Origin of the sequence: Azospirillum sp. BE72 (genome assembly GCF_031455875.1) — a bacterium.
GTDB lineage: Bacteria > Pseudomonadota > Alphaproteobacteria > Azospirillales > Azospirillaceae > Azospirillum.
In genome coordinates this window covers 1,216,596-1,233,394 of the sequence record NZ_JAVDTO010000001.1, presented here as the reverse complement: position 1 = coordinate 1,233,394, position 16,799 = coordinate 1,216,596, and the positions used below count along the sequence as shown (strand labels likewise).

Genomic DNA, 16,799 nt, shown 5'->3' with positions numbered 1-16,799 from the left:
CCGTCAGGCCGTAGGCGCCTTGACGAAATGCTGGTGGCCGTGGTCGCACTGGCCGCGGGCGTGCTTGTCGTCGCAGCTTTCGCCGGAGGTCAGGCCGATCCAGCCATGCAGCGTGGTGGGGTCGAAGCCGGCCTCGCGGCGGTCGCCGACCTGGATCAGCGGGCGGCGGATCAAGTCGCGGTCGGCCAGCATCGCGGACAGTGCCGCGGTCTCGTCGAGGCCGTCGGGATTGACGGCGCCCGACTTCACTGCGGCAGCGCGGCGGTTGAACCACGCATCGACATCCTTGTCGCCGAAGAAGGCGCGGAGGTCGGCGGCGGTCAATTCGGCGGTGGCAAGATCGCGTTCGACCAGCATGTGACCGGCGGCGGTCAGCTGCTGCTTCTGCTTGGCGTTCGCCGGGCAACCGGCCATACCGTAGAAAATCACCTCGGCCATTGGGCACTCCGCTGTCGGGTGGACGGACCTGACCGGGAGGCAATCAGGACCGATTTCGTCCAGTCTAACGGCAGCGCTGCATAAAAAAGGGCGCGACGGAATGTCGCGCCCACATTTTTTGTATGGGTATTATGAGCCAGCCCGCGAGGCTCACTTCTGCAGGCGCTTCAGGGAATCCTCGACATACTGGTTGGTGTAGGTCTTGGACAGATCGATGCTGGTCGACGCCACCGCCGGGTCGAAGGCCTTCAGCACCTTCAGCGCGGCATCGGCACCGACCTGGGTGAAGCGGCCGTCCGGCGAATAGGTCGGCTTCGAATGCTCGAAAGCCTGGGCGTAGAGCGACTTGTTGCCCAGGAAATACTCCTCCGGCAGCACCTTCAGCACGTCATCCGTGCTGGCCTTGTTCAGCCACAGCATGGTGCGGACGAAAACGTCGGTCAGCGCCTGCGTGGTCTTCGGATTCTCCTTGATGAAGTCGGGCTTCATGTAGAGCACCGCGGCGGGATAGGGACCGCCATAGACATCCATGGTGCCCTTTTCCGTCCGGGTGTCGAGCAGGACGGTGATGTCGCCATCGGCTTGCGCCTGGCTGATGACCGGGTCCAGGTTGACGATGGCGTCGATCTCCCCGCGCTTGATCGCCGCGATGGCGCTGGGACCGCCACCGACGCCGATCACCGACGCATCCTCCGGCTTCATGCCCATGGAGGTCAGCACATAGTTCAGCATGAAGTTGGTGGAGGAACCGGGAGCGGTCACGCCAACCTTCTTGCCCTTCAGGTCATTCACCGACTTGATGGTGCCGGCCTTGTTGACGGCGGCCAGCACGATGCCGGGATAACGGCCGAGCTGGGCCACCGCCACGATGGGCTGGCCCTTAGCCTGCATCTGGATGGTGTGGTCGTAGGCGCCGGTCACCACGTCGGCGGAGCCGCCGATCAGTGCCTGCAGGCTCTTGGCACCGCCGCCGAAGTCGCTGATCTCGACGTTCAGACCGGCTTCCTTGAAGTAGCCCAGCCGTTCGGCGAGCGTCAGCGGCAGGTAATAGAGCAGCGGCTTGCCGCCGACGGCGATCTTGATGTCGGCCTTCTCAAGCGTCTGCTGGGCCGCGGCCAGTCCGGCCGTTCCCAATGTCATGACGACCGCGGCGGCCGCGATCAACGATTTGAACGTCATTGGTTTCCTCCCCCCGTTGGATTTCCTTAAAGGAACTCAGTGCTGCCCGCCGCTGGTATCCTGCGGGCGCCAGTGCAGAAGCCGCTTCTCGATCATGGTGACGCCGGCATCGATCAGGACGACGAAGATCGTCAGCACCAGCATGCCGGAGAAGACGCCGACGGTATCGAAGACGCCCTCCGCCTGATGGATGCGGTAGCCGAGCCCGGCGGCGGAGCCCAGATATTCGCCCACCACCGCACCGACCATGGCGAAGCCGACGGCGGTGTGCAGCGAGGAGAAGACCCAGGACAGGGCCGACGGCAGATAGACATGCCGGAACAGGTCGCGGGAGCTGGCTCCCAGCATGCGGGCATTGGCCAGCACCACCGGGCTGACCTCCTTCACGCCTTGGTAGACGTTGAAGAAGACGATGAAGAAGACCAGCGTCACCCCCAGCGCCACCTTCGACCAGATGCCGAGCCCGAGCCACAGCGCGAAGATCGGCGCCAGGACCACGCGGGGCAGTGCGTTGATCGCCTTGATGTAGGGGTCGAAGACGAGGGAGACCAACGGCGCGCGGGCAAACCAGAAGCCGAAGGCGATGCCGGCAACGGTCCCGATGACGAAGGCCAGCGCCGTTTCCAGCAGCGTGATGCCCAGGTGATACCAGATGACGCCCGAGGCGAAATCGGCCCAGGTGCGGGCCAGCACCGCCCCCGGCGTGCCGAAGAAGAATGGGCTGAGGATCTTGGTGTCGGTCAGGACGTGCCAGATCAGGAAGAAGGCGATCAGGACGCCCAGTTGCAGCAGCAGGATGACCGGACGGCCGGGCAGGCGTTTGGCATGGGATCTCATGATGTCGTCACCGCAGCTTGGTCTGGGCGTAGCCCTTCAGAACTTCGTCGCGCAGTTGGCCCCAGATTTCCTTGTGAAGGTCCAGGAACTGCGGCGTCATGCGGATTTCCGCCACGTCGCGCGGGCGCTCCAGGTCGATGCGGTATTCGCCGATCAGCCGCGCGCCGGGGCCGGCGGACAGAACCAGCACCCGGTCGGACATGGCGATCGCCTCCTCCAGGTCGTGGGTGATGAAGACCACCGACTTGCGGTCCGCCGCCCACAGGTCGAGCAGTTCGTTCTCCATCATCTGGCGGGTCTGGACGTCGAGCGCCGAGAAGGGCTCGTCCATCAGGATGATCTTCGGATCGACGATCAGCGTCTGGGCCAGCGCCACGCGCTTGCGCATGCCGCCCGACAGCTGATGCGGAAATCGGTCGCCGAACCCCTCCAGCCCGACGCGGGACAGCCAGGGCAGCGCGCGCTCCCGCGCCTCCGACTTTGAGACGCCGCGGAACTCCAGCCCGGCTGCGACATTGTCGAGCGCCGATTTCCAGGGCATCAGCGCCTCGGCCTGAAACATGTAGCCGGCCTTGGGATTGATGCCGGTCACCGGCTGCCCGAACGAAAGCGCGCGGCCCTCGCTGGGCTTCAGCAGGCCGGCGGCGACGTTCAGCATCGTCGACTTGCCGCTGCCGGTCGGGCCGACGATCGACACGAACTCCCCGTCCGCGACGGTGAAGCTGGCTCCCTGTACGGCGGTATAGGAACGTCCCCGGCCGTCGGGTGAGGGAAAGGTGCAGGTCACGCCGTCCAGCTGGAGGGCGGGCGCCGCGGCGGCCTCGGCCATATCGGTGTGGTCCTTATCGTTCGGGCGGATCACTTTGGTTGGGAAAGCATACTGTCCGAACCGAAGCATATCGGCAACCTCTTGAGATCACCGTCGAATCCAAAGGGAGCCATTCCGCAAACGCACCGCTTACGGTGTCAAAGAAGGGACCGGGGGCCTTAACGGTTGCCGCGACGGCGGCATGTCCCCCATCAATGTCATAGACCGAAAGCCAGTCCCTATCTTTTCGCGGAGCCGAGATGCCCACGCTGCCGAAACGTCCGATGATCGCGCTTGCCGTCCTGGCCGCCCTGCTCGCCGCGTGGCTCGGATTCGCGGCGTGGTACGATCACAGCCAGCGGGCGGACGAACGGCCGGCGACCTACAGCGCGCTGATCGAACGGGCCGGCCGTGGCGAGATCGAGTCCGTTACTTTCTCCAACGGCACAGGCCATGCGGTGGCCACCGATGGCAGCCGCTATCGCATCGTGATGCCGGTCACCGACGATCTGCTGAAGGAGATGCGCAGCCACAAGGTCGCCATCGCCTTCGACGAGGGGCCGGACGGGCTGATGGCGCAGACGGTCCGCGTGCTCGACCGCGCGGCTCCCTTCCTGGTGGTGGCGCTGCTGATCGGCGGGCTGCTGCTCAGCGGCGGGCAGTTCTTCGGCATGGGGCGCGCCACCCGCGTGCGCCCGGAGGATACCAACACCGTGTTCGCCGACGTGGCGGGCGTGGACGAGGCGAAGGAGGAGCTGCGCGAAACGGTGCAGTTCCTGAAGGACCCGCGCCGCTTCGCCATGGCCGGCGCCCGCGTGCCCAAGGGCATCCTGCTGGTCGGCCCGCCGGGCACCGGAAAGACTATGCTGGCCAAGGCCGCGGCGGGCGAGGCCGGCGTGCCCTTCTTCGCCGCATCGGGTTCCGATTTCGTCGAGATGTTCGTAGGACTGGGCGCGGCGCGCGTCCGCAGCCTGTTCAAGACCGCCCGCGCCAACGCCCCCTGCATCCTGTTCATCGACGAGATCGACGCGCTGGCCGGCAAGCGCGGCGAATCGAACAGCCATTCGGAACGCGAGCAGACGCTGAACCAGTTGCTGGTCGAGATGGACGGCATCGTCGAAGGCGGCGAGGTGGTGGTGATCGCCGCCACCAACCGGTCGGAAATGCTGGACGCCGCGGTGCTGCGCCCCGGCCGCTTCGACCGTCACATCCATGTCAGCCTGCCCGACGTGGCCGGGCGCGAAGCCATCCTGGGCGTCCATGCCGGCCGGCTGACGCTGGCGCCCGACGTCTGTGCCCGCACCGTGGCGCGCGGCACCCCCGGCTTCTCCGGGGCGGAACTGGCGAACCTGACCAACGAGGCCGCCCTGTCGGCGGCGCGCCAGGGCCGGGTCGTTGTCACCATGGCGGATTACGAAGCCGCCAAGGACCGCGTGCTGATGGGCACCGAGCGCCGCAGCCTCGCCCTGTCGGCGCACGAGCGGCGGCTGATCGCGGTCCATGAGGCAGGCCATGCGCTGGTGTCCCTGCGCTGCCCGCAGGCCGACCCGATCCACAAGGCCACCATCATCCCGCGCGGTGGCGCGCTGGGCATGGTGGTGCGGCTGCCTGAGGGCGACCGCGTGTCGGTTTCGCGTGCCAAGCTGATGGCGGACATCGCCGTCGCCATGGCCGGCCGTGCCGCCGAGGAGATGGCTTTCGGCCACGATCACGTCACCACCGGTGCGGAGGCCGACTTCCGCGCCGCCACCGACCTTGCCCGCCGCATGGTCACGGCCTGGGGAATGAGCGAGGAGATCGGCTATGTCGCCCATGCCGCCGCCAAGCCGGGCGCCCGGTCCGAGCGTACCGCATGGCGCATCGACGAGGAGGTCCGCCGCATCACCGACGAAGGCATGGAGCATGCCCGCCGCCTGCTGCGCACCGACCGCGCCGCGCTGGACGGCATCGCCCAGGCCCTGTTGGAGCGCGAGACCCTGACCGGCGGCGAAATCACGGAACTGGCCGACCGCCAGGAGGAGCGCGCGACGGAGGCGGCCTGAGACCACGCTGCCAGGGAATGGTGGGGACATCGACGCTGCCCCATCCCTCCACCGACAGGAAATGTCCCGCATTGCGGCATGGGTGCATACCGGGGTAGATTAATCTGGATCGGAATGGGGTTAGCACGAGGGGGGCGCGATGACGGGACCGCTATCCCGCCGCACGGTTCTGCGGACCGCGCTGCCCCTCCTCGCCTCCTTGCCCTTGCTGGCGGGGCGCCCGGCCTTAGGGCACACAGCGGCCGCAGATGCTCGGCCCATCGTCAAGGTCGGCGCCTACGAATTTCCCCCTTACGTCGATGAGACGGGCGGCGGCGTCACCCGCGACCTGCTGGACCTGTTCAACGCCGCCCAGTCTGAACTCCGGTTCGAAATGGTCCGCACCGCGCCGCAGCGGCGGTACGACGACCTGGAACAAGGGCGGTTCGACATGATCGCCTTCGAATGCCGTAATTGGGGCTGGCAAGGCCGCCCGGTCGAAGCCAGCCGGCCGTTCCTGCGCGACGCCGAGGTGTTCATCGCCCGGGCGGCCCCCGGCATCGACCAGCGCTATTTCGACGATCTGACCGGCAAGTCGATTCTCGGACGGCTCGGCTTCCATTACGCGTTCGCCGGGTTCGAGGCCGACCCGAAGATCCTCGAACAGCGGTTCCGCACCCGCGTCACGGTGACGCATGAGGGCAACGTCCGCAGCGTCGTCGCCGGCCGGGCCGATCTCGCCATCGTCACCCGCTCCTTCCTGACCCGCTTCCTGCAGCGCGAGCCCGAACTGGCCCGGCAGCTGGTGGTGTCCGAGCGCACCGACCAGATCTACGAGCACACCATCCTGACGCGCCGGGGCGGAGCCGTCGCGACCGCCTGGCTCGATTCGCTGCTCGACCGCCTTGCCGAGGACGGGCGCCTGGAGTTGCTGTGGCGGCGGAGCGGGATCGTGTCGTGAGGCGCCGCTCCTCCCTGCTGGCGCGGGTGGCCGGGGCGATCCTGCTGACGACCGCTACCATCGGATCGGCGGCCGTGCTGCTGTCGGAATGGATCGTGGAGGGCCAGCGCCACCAGGACCTGCTGCGCCGGGCCGAACTGGTCGCGGCGACCCAGGCCGACGCGCTGAGCGGCCCGGTGTGGGAACTGGACAACCGCAGCGCCCAGCGGATGATCGAGGCGCTGACCGGCCGCGATCCCGCCATCCGCTCCATCACGGTTTTCGAGACCGACCGCGACGTGCCGCTGGCCGAGATCGGCGTCGGCGGCGAGGACGCCGCCGAACGCATCACCGTCCAACGGCCCATCGTCCTGCACGGGCGCGAGGGACGGGTCCAGACGGTGGGAACCCTGCGGATCGCCTATTCGACGGCGGAGGTCCGGCAGGCAACCCTGGATGCGCTGGTGCCGGTGGTCGGGCTGCTGGTGCTGTCGCTGCTGGGGGCGATGGCGGTTCTGGGCCTGACGCTGAACCGCATGGTGCTGCGCCCGTTGCGCCGGCTGACCCAATTGGCCAGCGCCATGGCGCGCGGCGACTATGGCGCCCGCATGGATACCGCCCGCATGGACACCGGCCGCACCGACGAAATCGGCGTGCTGGCGGACGGCTTCAACCGCATGGCGGCCACCGTGCAGGACCACACCAGCACGCTGGAAAGCCGGGTCCGCGAACGGACCGAGGCGCTGGCCGCCACCAACCGCGCCATCATGGACAGCATCAACTACGCGCAGCTGATCCAATCCGCCATCCTGCCATCCGCCGACACGCTGTCGGCCGGCCTCACCGAGCATTTCGTCCTGTGGCGCCCGCGCGACGTGGTCAGCGGCGATTTCTATGTCTGCCGGGAGGTGCCGGACGGATACGTCGTCGCGGTCGCCGACTGCACGGGGCATGGCGTGCCCGGCGCCTTCATGACGATGACCGCCAGCGCGATGCTGAACAACGCACTGGACCTTCTGGGCGCGTCCGACCCGGCGGCGGTGCTTGCCGCCGTCGACCGCAAGGTGCGCGCCGCCCTGCACCAGGAGGGAGAAGCCCGCAACGGAGCCGAGTGCTTCGACAACGGTCTTGATCTCGCGCTCTGCCACATCCGACCCGCCGAAGGGAGGCTGGTTTATGCCGGGGCACGCATTCCCCTGCTGGTCGTCACCGGCGATGGCGTGACGGAGCTGCGCGGCGACCGGCGCAGCCTGGGCTACCGTCCGGCCGGGCAGCCCGCCGGTGGGTGTGGAGCCGAGTCGTCCTTCACGAATCACGGCATTCTCCTGCGACCGGGCCAGACCTTCATCCTGGGAACCGACGGGCTGGCCGATCAGAGCGGCGGCGAACGCGGACGCAGCTTCGGCAGAGCCCGCCTGCGGGAAATGCTCCGGCAGGGCGGCACCGGCCCGCTGGACAGGCTGAAATCGGAGTTGGAATCCTCCCTCGACCGCTTTCAATCGGGCCGCGAACAGCGCGACGACATCACGCTGTTCGGGTTCCGCGTGCGGCTGACCGACGCAGCAGCCGCTCCCCAGCAGCGAACCGGCCGCCAGGCCGCATGAAAGGCCTGGACCGTTTGCGCGAATCTGTTACAGAGATGTCACCTTTTGTGACAGGTTGTGACGCGCCATCCGCGACAGGTCAGGGACAGGTTCACAGGTCGTTTTCGAGGCCCATCAACTTTGTTTTAAAATTTAGGCATTCTAGGGTATGTTCCACCCGCTGGAGTGGTGTGCATAGGCGCGGCAACAGGGAGAGCACGGCATGGCAGGTCCGACGATCGTCGTGGTCGAAGATGAGAGTTCGCTCCGGTCCGACATGGTGGAATACCTGACGGGCTGCGGATTTCATGCGATCGGCGCACGCGATGGTGCGGAACTCGACCGTCTGCTCCAGAGCAACGACGCGTCCATCGTGGTCCTGGATGTGAACCTGCCGGACGAGGACGGATTCAAGATCGCGGCACGTCTGCGCGACGGCCATGGCGCCGGCATCATCATGGTCACCGCCCGCAGTTCCACCGTCGACCGTGTGGTCGGGCTGGAGATCGGCGCCGACGCCTATCTTGTGAAACCGGTCGAATTGCGCGAACTGGAAGCGCAGGTGAAATCGCTGCTGCGCCGGCTGAGCGAGCGTGCCGCCGAGTCGGCGGTCCAGGCCGCCGGTACCGCCGCACCAGCCGACGCCGTCCATGACGGCATCGACGAGGCGCGCTGGTCGCTGGACCCCACGGAATGGAGCCTGACCAATCCGGCCGGCATCCGCATCAGCCTGACCAGCATGGAAATGAAGCTGACCAGCCTGCTGGCCGCCCAGGCGCGCAAGCCGGCGACTCGCGACCAGATTTCCCAGGCTCTGTACAATCGCCGCTGGAACCCGGAAGACCGTTCCATCGACACCGTCGTCGGCCGCCTGCGCCACAAGGTGGAGGGCGCCATCGGCGGCCCTGCCCCGCTGAAGTCGGTACATGGCGTCGGATATGTCTTCTCCGCCCCGATCCGGGTGATGGGCGCGACACAAGGATAAGTCAGTCCTGCCCCGGCGTCCGGCGCGGGAACAGCAGCGTGAAGCTGGTCCCTTGGTCCGGCATGCTGTCCACCGTGATCGATCCCTTCAGAACGCCGACCACCAGATTGTGGACGATGTGCAGCCCCAGCCCGCTGCCGCCGCGCCCGCGCCGCGTGGTAAAGAACGGCTCGAACACCCGGGCGCGGTGCTCTTCGTTCATGCCGCGGCCATTGTCGGTGAAGCACAATCGGACGGTATCCGGAGTCGGAAGATCCACCGTGATCGCCATGTCGCCCGGCCGGCCATCGGCAAAGGCATGGGTCAGGGCGTTCATCACCAGATTCGACAGGATCTGCGACAGCACGCCCGGATAGCTGTCCAATTCCAGATCGCCGGGGCAGTTCACCGCCACCGCATGGCCCGATGGCCGAAGCTTCGGCTGCAGGCTGACCAGCGTATCCTGGATATAGGCGGCAAGATTGACGCCGCGCCGCTCCGCGCTGGCCCGGTCGACCGCGACCTGCTTGAAGCCGGCGATCAACTGCGACGCCCGTTCGCAATTGCCCAGGATCAGGTCTGTGGTGTCGATGGCGGTGGTGAGATAGCGGGCGAATTCCGCCTTTCCCAATTCCCCTTCCTCCGCCCGACGGCGCAAGGCCTGGGTCGCATCGGCAAGATGGGAGGCGCAGGAAACGGCAATCCCGACCGGCGTGTTGATCTCGTGTGCGACCCCGGCGACGAGCGCACCGAGCGAAGCCAGCTTTTCCGACTGGACCATCGCCTCCTGTGCCTCACGCAGGCTTTCCAGTGCGGCTTCAGCCTCGCTGCGCCGACGTTCCAGTTCGTGGTTGGCGTCACTCAACTGGGCCTGCAGGCGGTCGCTGACCCGCACCAGCCGCTGCTGCTCCCGCGTGCTGAGTTCGAAGGCGGCGACGAGTTCGCGGAATTCTGACAGGCACTGAGGTGCCAGCGCCTCCAGCCTCTTCTCCAGCGCGCCGGCCTTGGCGAGCGCCTCCTCCTCAGCAGCGAAGAGGTTGAAGCTCATGGGCTGCCGCCGGCGGGGATCTCCCGCATCCGGAAGACGACATACCGCAGATCCTCGGCAAAATCCTCGCCCAGTTCGCGCATGGATTCGTCGTTTTCCTCCACGCACCAGGTCAGCGTCACCGGCCGGCCGGCCTTCGCCACGGTCTCCAGCATCTGGAAGATGTTCATCAACGCTTTGGCGCTGGAACTGTTGAAATACAGCAATTCCATGTCGAAACGGATCGCCCCGCCATCGGGGCGGGCCAGATAGCCACGCAGCGCGTCGAACACCGGGCCGAAGAAACCGGCAACGTCGTCGGGATAGGATTCGCCGGTCATTCGTAAATGGCCGCCGGCGAAGTCGAAAGAGACGCCCGGCGTGCGTCCGGTGGCGGGGATGGTCAGGCTGTCCATGGCTCGTCGCTCGGTTCGGCCGCTCAGACGCGGACCTTGAGGCAGAAGAAGCTGCGGTCCGCGTCCATCGCGTTGAAATCATAGTCGATGGGATCGCTGGCCCGCCGGGCGATCTCGATCAGTCCCAGGGTCGCGCCGCGACTGCCGTCGTCCGGCTCCTCCCGAAGCTGTTCACGGTAGTAGCTCTTGATGCCATTGCGGTCGAGGCTCTTCAGATGGTCCAGCCGCTGCTTCAGGCGCGGAACGTCGCCGTTGCGCACGGTGTTGCCGCAGACGATGAAGACCTTGCCGTCCTCCACCCCGATGGTCACCATTCCGGCGCTGAGTTCGACAGCGCGGCCGGCGCGGCCCGACATCTTTTCCGCCGAATAGCGGATGATGTTCTGCATCTGCTCGACAAAGACGGAAAAGACCCGGCGGATGGTGGGGCCGTCCGCCTCCTCCAGAGCCATCTTTTCCCGCAACGCCTCACCCAGGGAGTAAAGTATCCCTTCCGACAAGTATCCGCTGAAGGAAAACAGAATACCTTTGTCATCCAGATCGCGTTTTATCGCCGCATACTGCTGTGCAAGCATGGGAGCCGCCGGATTTTCCATCAGTGCCGGACATGTGCCGACTATCTCATTCCTTATGCCAAAGGGCCATACCCTTTCGACCAGGCGCGTCATCGGGTGCCGTCACACCGGCAATACGACCCGGAAGGTCGATCCCTTGCCGAGTTCGCTGTCCACCGCCACGGCACCGCCATGAAGCAGGACGATCTGCTGCACCGTGTGCAGTCCGATGCCGGTCCCCGGAATGCCCGAGGCGCCGGAGCCACGGAAGAAGCGGTCGAACAGGCGTGGTATCTCCGGATCCGGAATGCCCCGGCCATGGTCGGTCACCTCGATCACGGCCATGGCGCCGTCCGTATCGCCATGCAGCAGGATCGGGCCGCCCGGTCCCGAATATTTGACCGCGTTGTTGACCAGATTGGTCAGGACCAGCCCGATAAGATGGGCGTCGATTTCCACCCGATGCGGCAACCCATCCAGTTCCATCCGGAATTCACGGTCCGGATAGGCGACGCGAAAGGGACGGACGACGCCGCGGATCAGATCGGGGAGATCGACCTCCGCGCGTTCGAGCACCAGCGCGTTGCTCTGCAGCCGTTCATCGGTCAGATGGGCGTCGATCAGGCCGGTCAAGCGCTGGACGCTGCCACGGATCACCGCCAGCCTTTCCAGCATCTCCGGCTCCACCTGTTCCGCCTTCATGGCGAGCAGTTGGGCGGCGCTGTCGATGATGGCGAGCGGGGTGCGGAACTCGTGGCTGACCATGCCCAGGAACTGGCGCTGGCGGTCGCGCGCCAGCAACTCGCACTCCAGCGCGCGCTCCACCCGTTCCTTGGCCAGGATCAGCGCCTTCTGGTTGGCGGCCAGTTCGTTGGTGCGCTCATCCACGCGCCGCTCGAGCGAGCGGTTCAGCGCCACCAGCTCCTCATACAGGCAGACATTGTCGAAGCCGATCGCGACACGGTTGCAGAACAGCTCCAGCAGCCGGTGCTCGTCGGGGGTGTAGGGCTCCGCCCGCTCCAGCCGGAAGACGGTCACGCCATGCTCGCGCGTGCGGAAAACCAGGACACAATGGTCGTCCCGGTACAGGTTGCGCTGGCTCCGCAGCGCATCCTCGACCTCCGCCGCGGCGTCGGCCGGAAGAACGTCGGAAACGGGCATGCCGATGCTGCGGGCGAACTCCCCAAGTCCGGCCACCAGCGCGACCGACCGGCTGCCGTCACCGCGCTCCAGCGGCCGGCAGGCAAGTACGGAGGGGGTACCGCCCGGATCGACGAGGCGGGCGATCTGCTCCACCAGTTGTTCGACGAAGGCGCGCATCGACCGCATTTGGAACAGGGAGGCGGATGCACTGAGGATCCGCTCCAGCCCCTGCCTGTTGCGTTCGATCGTCACGATGTCTCGCCACGCCCTCAACGCGCTGACCAGCGTGGTGAACAGGCGCTGCGCCGTCAGCTCGCTCTTGGCCTTGTAGTCGTTGATGTCGTAGCCGACGATGACGTCGCGCTCCGGCGCCTGCCCCGGCTGTCCGGTGCGCAGGATGATGCGCATGCGCTGGTTTCCCAGCTCCTCCCGGATGTGGCGGACCAGCCTGAGGCCGGCATCCTCCGTCTCCATCACCACGTCCAGCAGGGCGACGGGAAGGTCCGGCCGCAGCGCCAGCACCGCCTTCGCCTCTTCCGCCGACAGGGCGCTGACCACCTCGAAGGGACGGCCGTCGAAGTCGAAATCGCGCAGGAGCACCGCGGTCATGGCATGAACCTGCGGGTCGTCGTCCACCACCAGGATGGGCCAGGGCAAGCCGGACTGCCGTTGAGGACGTACCGCCATGACGATCCCGTCCTCCGGACCGAACAGCAGCTCGTCGTCCGGTCCGCCATCCATCCCCATCATGCCCCCACCTCCCCGTGACCTGCGCAGGTTGGCCCCGCCCCTGCCCGACCTGCCTGTACGACGTTCAGCTACAATGGAAGCATTGTAAGTCGCCGCTTCCAAGACCGATTCGCCTCCTTCGTTAGCATTCGTTTCAATTTGTCGCATATGACCGAAGATTGTCGCCGGCCGCTGATAATCTTCGGGAAGTAGATGCCGTCATGTTCAGCGACGGAAGCTTCCGCAGTGAAAGGTTCAGGGTATTTACGACCACCGGGTTTCCACCCGGCAACGTCGCGCCTCTGCGCATCTTTTTCCCATGGGCCCGGATGGTTTCCTTCCGCACCCCCTGCCGTTACGCGCCGTACGGCGATGTCCCCACTCCACGGCCCGACCATAGCGAGATAACCATCCCACATAAATCCCTACATGGTTGTAGGATGACGGGAGTGGGAGGTTGCGCTATGCTTGAACGTAACCATCGCCCTCCATCAACGGAACGCCACGTCCAGATGACCCCTGCCGGCTTCGAACAGGATGCACGCGCCGCCGGGACTCCGATACCGGTGCAAGGGCCGGATGCGGTTCGAATGGAACGCAAGGCCGCCTCGCCGGCGGTCCTGGCGCTGCTGGCTGTCGCCCTTGCCCTGGCGGTCGCGATGCTGGCGATCGCCGCCCACCAGTACCGCAGTCAGGTGATGGCGGAGGCGGAGAGCCGCAGCACCGCGATCGCCCGCGTGCTGGAAGAGCATGCGGCAAAGACTCTCGGCATCCATGCCATGACGCTGTCCCATCTGGAATGGATGGTCGACGATCTGGGATGGGAGCGGATAGACGGTTCCCCCCTGCTGCACGAACGGCTGAAGACACTGGCCTCGCAAACGCCGGAGGTTCAGTCCTACTGGATCACCGACGAGACGGGACGTGTCCGCGCCAGCAGCTTCGAATGGCCGATGCGCGTGCTGAGCGCCGCCGACCGCGAGTATTTCCGCGCCCATCTCGGTGCCGGCGACGCCATCCATATCGGCCCGCGGCTGAGCGGCAAGATCAACTCGGAAATCTTCTTCACCCTCAGCCGCCGGATGGAATTGCCCGGCAACCGGTTCCAGGGCGTGGTGCAGATCTCTCTTCTGCCGGGCTACTTCGCCGATTTCTACCGGTCGGTCCTGCATGATCCGCGCGACGTCATCCTGCTTCTGCGCGAAGATGGCCGGGCGATCGTCCGGGAACCCCTGGGCAGCGCCCCGGACCGCGCCGACATCGGCCAATTTCCGGAACTGGTCACCATGCCCGACGCGAACGGCACATTCCGCGCCGTGACCTCCTTCGACGGGGTGGAACGGGTGTTGGCCCGCCGCAAGGTACCGAATCTCCCGATCTATGTGGTCTATGGCACCGACATCGCCTCCATCGAAGCGGCATGGCGCAATCGTGTGGAGCCCTATGCCCTGTTCGCCGTCCCGTCGATCGGACTGCTCGGGCTGCTCGGCGTCATCGCGCTACGCCGGTCGCGGCAGGCAGCCGACGCGCAGGAAGCGCTGCGCCGCGCCAACGAAGCGCTGGAGAGCCGCATCGCCGAGCGCACCCGCCACCTGGACCGGGCGCTGGCCGACAAGGAGGTGCTGCTGCGCGACATCCATCACCGGGTGAAGAACAATCTGCAGGTCATTCTCAGCCTGCTGGAATTGCAGGCCCAGCGCTCGCCGGAACTGGAGGCGCCGTTCAGCGAAGCGCTGAGCCGCATCAACACGATGGGACTGATCCATGAGCAGATCTACCGCTCGACCGGGGTGTCCTCGGTCCGGCTCGACGATTTTATCGAGGCGCTGGTCGGCCATCTCAGCAGCTTCCACAGGCGCCCGGGTCGGGAGATCGCCATTCATCACGACGTGGAACCGGTTGCCATCGATTTGAACAGGGTGGTTCCCTTCGCCCTGATCCTGAACGAGGTGCTGTCGAACGCCTTCAAGCATGCCTTTGCGGATCGCTGTTCCGGCACCATCACCATCACCGTCACGGCGGAAGACGGCATGCTGCACCTGGCGGTGGCGGACGACGGCACAGGCACCCCCGAACCGGGGCCGGCGGCCGAGCCGGGACGGCGCTCCATGGGTATGGATCTGATCCGCGCCTTCGCTCGGCAAATTCGCGGCGAATACCGCTACACCCGCACAGGCGGAACGCGCTTCGACTTCGTCTTCCCGCAGGAGGACGAGGCGTCCTAGGCTCAGCGCTTTCCGCGTTTGGCCGCTGCGGTTGCCACTCCGTTGATCGGATCGTCGGACTTCGGCAGTTTTTCCGCGATCCCGAAGGCCAGTTCCCTCCGGCGCAGTTCGGCCAGGATTTCGTCGGGTGCGATGTCCAGGTCTGCCAGCAGTACGACGAGGTTGTAGAGAAGGTCGGCTCCCTCCATCACCAGCGCGTCGCGGTCGCCGCGCATTGCCTCGATCGCCACTTCGATTGCTTCCTCCCCCACCTTGCGCGCCATGCGGGCACGCCCCTGCGCCAGCAGCTTGGCCGTGCGTGAGGCTTCGGGAGCGGCGGAGGGCTCGCGCCGCAGGGTTTGCACGGCATCGTACAGGCTGCGGAGCGGATCGGGACCGATGTACTGAACCATGGACTTGAAGTCGTTTTTTCAGCCTGGACTGTCAAGAAGTTGGTTGGTCGTCCGAACATTTCAGGCGCGCTGTGGGAGCACCTCCGACGGGCCGATCGGCGGCATAATGTTTGGTTAACTGATTAATTGAACAGCCAATGATCCGATCAAGAAAATCTCGGTGCAGCTGTAATTTTTGCAGCAGCCAGCAATGCAGAGTGAGCGTATTTGGCATTGGGTATACCAGTATATAGTCTCCTCACCAGCTTGATGGAGACCGATCATGACCACCACCACTTTCCAGCCCGGCACCGACAACCACGCTTCGACCGATGCCCTGCACGCCGTCGCCGAATTCCCGGTGGCCTGGTTCGAAGCCACCCCCGCCTATCTGGTCCTGCGCCCGGTTGCAGCCTTCCTGCGCGAATGGGTCGCCGCCACTCCGGCCGGCATCGTACTCGGCTTGATGAAGCACTGACCCCTCCCACGACCTGCCCGCTTTCTCCAACGGAGACCATCATGAGCAGCCTCAGCCTTCTTCGCGGTGATCACGACATCCATGGCGACGGTCTGTCGCTGCATCCGGTCCGCGATTTCATCGCCGACTGGCTGGAAGCCACCCCGGCAGCCATCGTGATGCGTCCGGTCGGCGCCTTCCTGGCGGACTGGGTGCAGGCCACCCCCATGGCGATCCTGTTCCGCTCGCTGCAGCGCTGACGTCGGCGCAGCACATCGACCGGATCCGAAAGGCGACCGCGGCCCTGCCCGTTCACACGGGCGACCGCGGCCTTTTCATTTTTGGGTTTGCTTATCCTGCGGCGGGCCGAACCCCGTCTTCGGCGCGTCACACGCCACCGCGGACATCCTCGACCAGCAGTTCCAGCTTCGGAAGATCGCGCACCACCAGCGCATCGGAGCGCCGTTCCAGAACACCGTCGCGGGTCAGATCGCTCAGCACGCGGGCAACGGTCTCGCGGGTCGTGCTGACACGGGCAGCGATGTCGGAATGAACCGGAATGGGGGCGATGATCGCCGAAGCCCCCCGCCGCGTGCCCCGTTTAGCAAGGCGCAGAAGCTCGGCATGGATGCGGTTGTTGGCACCCAGCGTCGACAGTTCCATGATGCGGTCGGTGGCGCTGCGCAGCTTGTCGCACAGCCGCAGCATCATCGCCATCGCCAGTTCGGGATGGGCAGCCACCAGCTGCTGGAAGGGCCGGGCCGGCAGGAAGGCGATCAAGGCCCCCTCTCCCAGCGCCACGACCGAGGCGGAGCGTGGCCGGCCGTCCAGCGCCGACATTTCCCCGACCAATTCCCCGCTTTCGATGTCGCTGAAGCTCACCTCGCGCCCGCCGGCGGAATGGCTGACCACACGCACGCGCCCGTCCACGATGAAGGCGACGTCACGGGTTTCCGCCCAATGGTCGATCAACTGCTCGTCCGGGGCGAAGCGGCGCCAGCGGCATTGGCGCGCCACGTCCGACCGCTGCTCCGCGGTCAGCGGGTGCAGCAGCGCGATGCGGTCCAGCCCGGCGTGCGGCGCTTCGGGCACGGCCTCGAGGTTCGG

The 16,799-nt window shown here is 66.2% G+C and carries 17 protein-coding genes; 7 read left to right on the top strand and 10 right to left on the bottom strand.

The genetic code is table 11. The annotated features are described in order from the left end of the window. Nucleotides 1-3: 3 nt before the first annotated feature. The 4 genes from J2Y49_RS06040 to J2Y49_RS06025 all read right to left on the bottom strand — a co-directional run bounded on the left by J2Y49_RS06040 (nt 4) and on the right by J2Y49_RS06025 (nt 3,283). The gene (locus tag J2Y49_RS06040) at nt 4-438 is read right to left on the bottom strand and encodes an ArsC/Spx/MgsR family protein (protein WP_409017790.1); all 435 of its coding nucleotides are present in this window, start codon (nt 436-438) and stop codon (nt 4-6) included. Between the two features lie 150 nt (nt 439-588). After that, nucleotides 589-1,617 carry an ABC transporter substrate-binding protein gene (locus tag J2Y49_RS06035; protein ID WP_310113234.1) on the bottom strand — a complete coding sequence of 343 codons (1,029 nt, stop codon included), beginning with the start codon at nt 1,615-1,617 and terminating at the stop codon, nt 589-591. A gap of 36 nt (nt 1,618-1,653) precedes the next feature. Beyond that, nucleotides 1,654-2,454 (bottom strand): ABC transporter permease, encoded by an 801-nt coding sequence (locus tag J2Y49_RS06030; RefSeq protein ID WP_310113232.1) that lies wholly within the window; start codon nt 2,452-2,454, stop codon nt 1,654-1,656. A 7-nt stretch (nt 2,455-2,461) separates the two neighbouring features. Further along, on the bottom strand, nt 2,462-3,283 hold the full coding sequence (locus tag J2Y49_RS06025; RefSeq protein WP_310113230.1) for an ABC transporter ATP-binding protein: 822 nt from the start codon (nt 3,281-3,283) through the stop codon (nt 2,462-2,464). Nucleotides 3,284-3,522: 239 nt separating this feature from the next. On the opposite strand from J2Y49_RS06025, the gene ftsH reads away from it, so the two are divergent. The 4 genes from ftsH to J2Y49_RS06005 all read left to right on the top strand — a co-directional run bounded on the left by ftsH (nt 3,523) and on the right by J2Y49_RS06005 (nt 8,791). Beyond that, complete coding sequence (gene ftsH, locus J2Y49_RS06020; protein ID WP_310113228.1) at nt 3,523-5,304, top strand: ATP-dependent zinc metalloprotease FtsH; 1,782 nt, start codon at nt 3,523-3,525, stop codon at nt 5,302-5,304. A 139-nt stretch (nt 5,305-5,443) separates the two neighbouring features. After that, nucleotides 5,444-6,244 (top strand): PhnD/SsuA/transferrin family substrate-binding protein, encoded by an 801-nt coding sequence (locus J2Y49_RS06015; RefSeq protein ID WP_310113226.1) that lies wholly within the window; start codon nt 5,444-5,446, stop codon nt 6,242-6,244. Then, nucleotides 6,241-7,827: a SpoIIE family protein phosphatase gene (locus J2Y49_RS06010; RefSeq protein WP_310113225.1), complete on the top strand. Its 1,587-nt coding sequence runs from the start codon at nt 6,241-6,243 to the stop codon at nt 7,825-7,827. The genes J2Y49_RS06015 and J2Y49_RS06010 overlap by 4 nt, the downstream gene beginning before the upstream one ends. Before the next feature lie 202 nt (nt 7,828-8,029). Beyond that, nucleotides 8,030-8,791 carry a response regulator transcription factor gene (locus J2Y49_RS06005; protein ID WP_310113223.1) on the top strand — a complete coding sequence of 254 codons (762 nt, stop codon included), beginning with the start codon at nt 8,030-8,032 and terminating at the stop codon, nt 8,789-8,791. A 1-nt stretch (nt 8,792) separates the two neighbouring features. Here the strand turns inward: J2Y49_RS06005 and J2Y49_RS06000 are convergent, their stop codons facing one another. From J2Y49_RS06000 to J2Y49_RS05985, 4 genes are read right to left on the bottom strand one after another with little or no spacing between them, the layout of a single operon-like run. Further along, nucleotides 8,793-9,818 (bottom strand): ATP-binding protein, encoded by a 1,026-nt coding sequence (locus J2Y49_RS06000; protein ID WP_310113222.1) that lies wholly within the window; start codon nt 9,816-9,818, stop codon nt 8,793-8,795. Next, complete coding sequence (locus J2Y49_RS05995) at nt 9,815-10,213, bottom strand: DUF1987 domain-containing protein (RefSeq protein WP_310113221.1); 399 nt, start codon at nt 10,211-10,213, stop codon at nt 9,815-9,817. Before J2Y49_RS05995 ends, J2Y49_RS06000 begins: the two co-directional genes overlap by 4 nt. Before the next feature lie 23 nt (nt 10,214-10,236). Then, a complete protein-coding gene (locus J2Y49_RS05990) occupies nt 10,237-10,881 on the bottom strand; it encodes a SiaB family protein kinase (protein WP_310113219.1) in 645 nt (214 codons plus the stop codon). A gap of 9 nt (nt 10,882-10,890) precedes the next feature. Then, nucleotides 10,891-12,660, bottom strand: coding sequence for a DUF3369 domain-containing protein (locus J2Y49_RS05985; RefSeq protein WP_310113218.1), 1,770 nt, complete (start codon nt 12,658-12,660; stop codon nt 10,891-10,893). Between the two features lie 569 nt (nt 12,661-13,229). Between J2Y49_RS05985 and J2Y49_RS05980 the strand changes: the two genes are divergently transcribed. Continuing rightward, a complete protein-coding gene (locus J2Y49_RS05980; protein WP_310113217.1) occupies nt 13,230-14,864 on the top strand; it encodes a histidine kinase dimerization/phosphoacceptor domain -containing protein in 1,635 nt (544 codons plus the stop codon). 2 nt (nt 14,865-14,866) lie between these two features. On the opposite strand, the gene hisE is transcribed toward J2Y49_RS05980, so the two are convergent. Next, entirely contained in the window at nt 14,867-15,256 is a 390-nt protein-coding gene (gene hisE / locus J2Y49_RS05975) for a phosphoribosyl-ATP diphosphatase (RefSeq protein ID WP_149221841.1), read from the bottom strand. Between the two features lie 262 nt (nt 15,257-15,518). Here hisE and J2Y49_RS05970 point away from each other — a divergent pair, with 262 nt between their 5' ends. Beyond that, nucleotides 15,519-15,713, top strand: coding sequence for a hypothetical protein (locus tag J2Y49_RS05970; protein WP_310113215.1), 195 nt, complete (start codon nt 15,519-15,521; stop codon nt 15,711-15,713). Nucleotides 15,714-15,754: 41 nt separating this feature from the next. Next, the gene (locus tag J2Y49_RS05965) at nt 15,755-15,952 is read left to right on the top strand and encodes a hypothetical protein (protein ID WP_310113213.1); all 198 of its coding nucleotides are present in this window, start codon (nt 15,755-15,757) and stop codon (nt 15,950-15,952) included. Between the two features lie 127 nt (nt 15,953-16,079). Here the strand turns inward: J2Y49_RS05965 and J2Y49_RS05960 are convergent, their stop codons facing one another. Beyond that, nucleotides 16,080-16,784: a Crp/Fnr family transcriptional regulator gene (locus J2Y49_RS05960; protein WP_310113212.1), complete on the bottom strand. Its 705-nt coding sequence runs from the start codon at nt 16,782-16,784 to the stop codon at nt 16,080-16,082. Nucleotides 16,785-16,799 lie beyond the last annotated feature (15 nt).

What these genes read in the sequence shown, in the direction of transcription:
- J2Y49_RS05965 (WP_310113213.1), top strand. Translation starts at nt 15,755, where the DNA reads ATGAGCAGCCTCAGCCTTCTTCGCGGTGATCACGACATCCATGGCGAC.
- J2Y49_RS06005 (WP_310113223.1), top strand. Translation starts at nt 8,030, where the DNA reads ATGGCAGGTCCGACGATCGTCGTGGTCGAAGATGAGAGTTCGCTCCGG.
- J2Y49_RS05985 (WP_310113218.1), bottom strand. Translation starts at nt 12,660, where the DNA reads ATGATGGGGATGGATGGCGGACCGGACGACGAGCTGCTGTTCGGTCCG.
- J2Y49_RS06030 (WP_310113232.1), bottom strand. Translation starts at nt 2,454, where the DNA reads ATGAGATCCCATGCCAAACGCCTGCCCGGCCGTCCGGTCATCCTGCTG.
- J2Y49_RS06000 (WP_310113222.1), bottom strand. Translation starts at nt 9,818, where the DNA reads ATGAGCTTCAACCTCTTCGCTGCTGAGGAGGAGGCGCTCGCCAAGGCC.
- J2Y49_RS06040 (WP_409017790.1), bottom strand. Translation starts at nt 438, where the DNA reads ATGGCCGAGGTGATTTTCTACGGTATGGCCGGTTGCCCGGCGAACGCC.
- ftsH (WP_310113228.1), top strand. Translation starts at nt 3,523, where the DNA reads ATGCCCACGCTGCCGAAACGTCCGATGATCGCGCTTGCCGTCCTGGCC.
- J2Y49_RS06015 (WP_310113226.1), top strand. Translation starts at nt 5,444, where the DNA reads ATGACGGGACCGCTATCCCGCCGCACGGTTCTGCGGACCGCGCTGCCC.
- J2Y49_RS05995 (WP_310113221.1), bottom strand. Translation starts at nt 10,213, where the DNA reads ATGGACAGCCTGACCATCCCCGCCACCGGACGCACGCCGGGCGTCTCT.
- J2Y49_RS05970 (WP_310113215.1), top strand. Translation starts at nt 15,519, where the DNA reads ATGACCACCACCACTTTCCAGCCCGGCACCGACAACCACGCTTCGACC.
- J2Y49_RS05980 (WP_310113217.1), top strand. Translation starts at nt 13,230, where the DNA reads ATGGAACGCAAGGCCGCCTCGCCGGCGGTCCTGGCGCTGCTGGCTGTC.
- J2Y49_RS05990 (WP_310113219.1), bottom strand. Translation starts at nt 10,881, where the DNA reads ATGACGCGCCTGGTCGAAAGGGTATGGCCCTTTGGCATAAGGAATGAG.
- J2Y49_RS06025 (WP_310113230.1), bottom strand. Translation starts at nt 3,283, where the DNA reads ATGGCCGAGGCCGCCGCGGCGCCCGCCCTCCAGCTGGACGGCGTGACC.
- hisE (WP_149221841.1), bottom strand. Translation starts at nt 15,256, where the DNA reads ATGGTTCAGTACATCGGTCCCGATCCGCTCCGCAGCCTGTACGATGCC.
- J2Y49_RS06035 (WP_310113234.1), bottom strand. Translation starts at nt 1,617, where the DNA reads ATGACGTTCAAATCGTTGATCGCGGCCGCCGCGGTCGTCATGACATTG.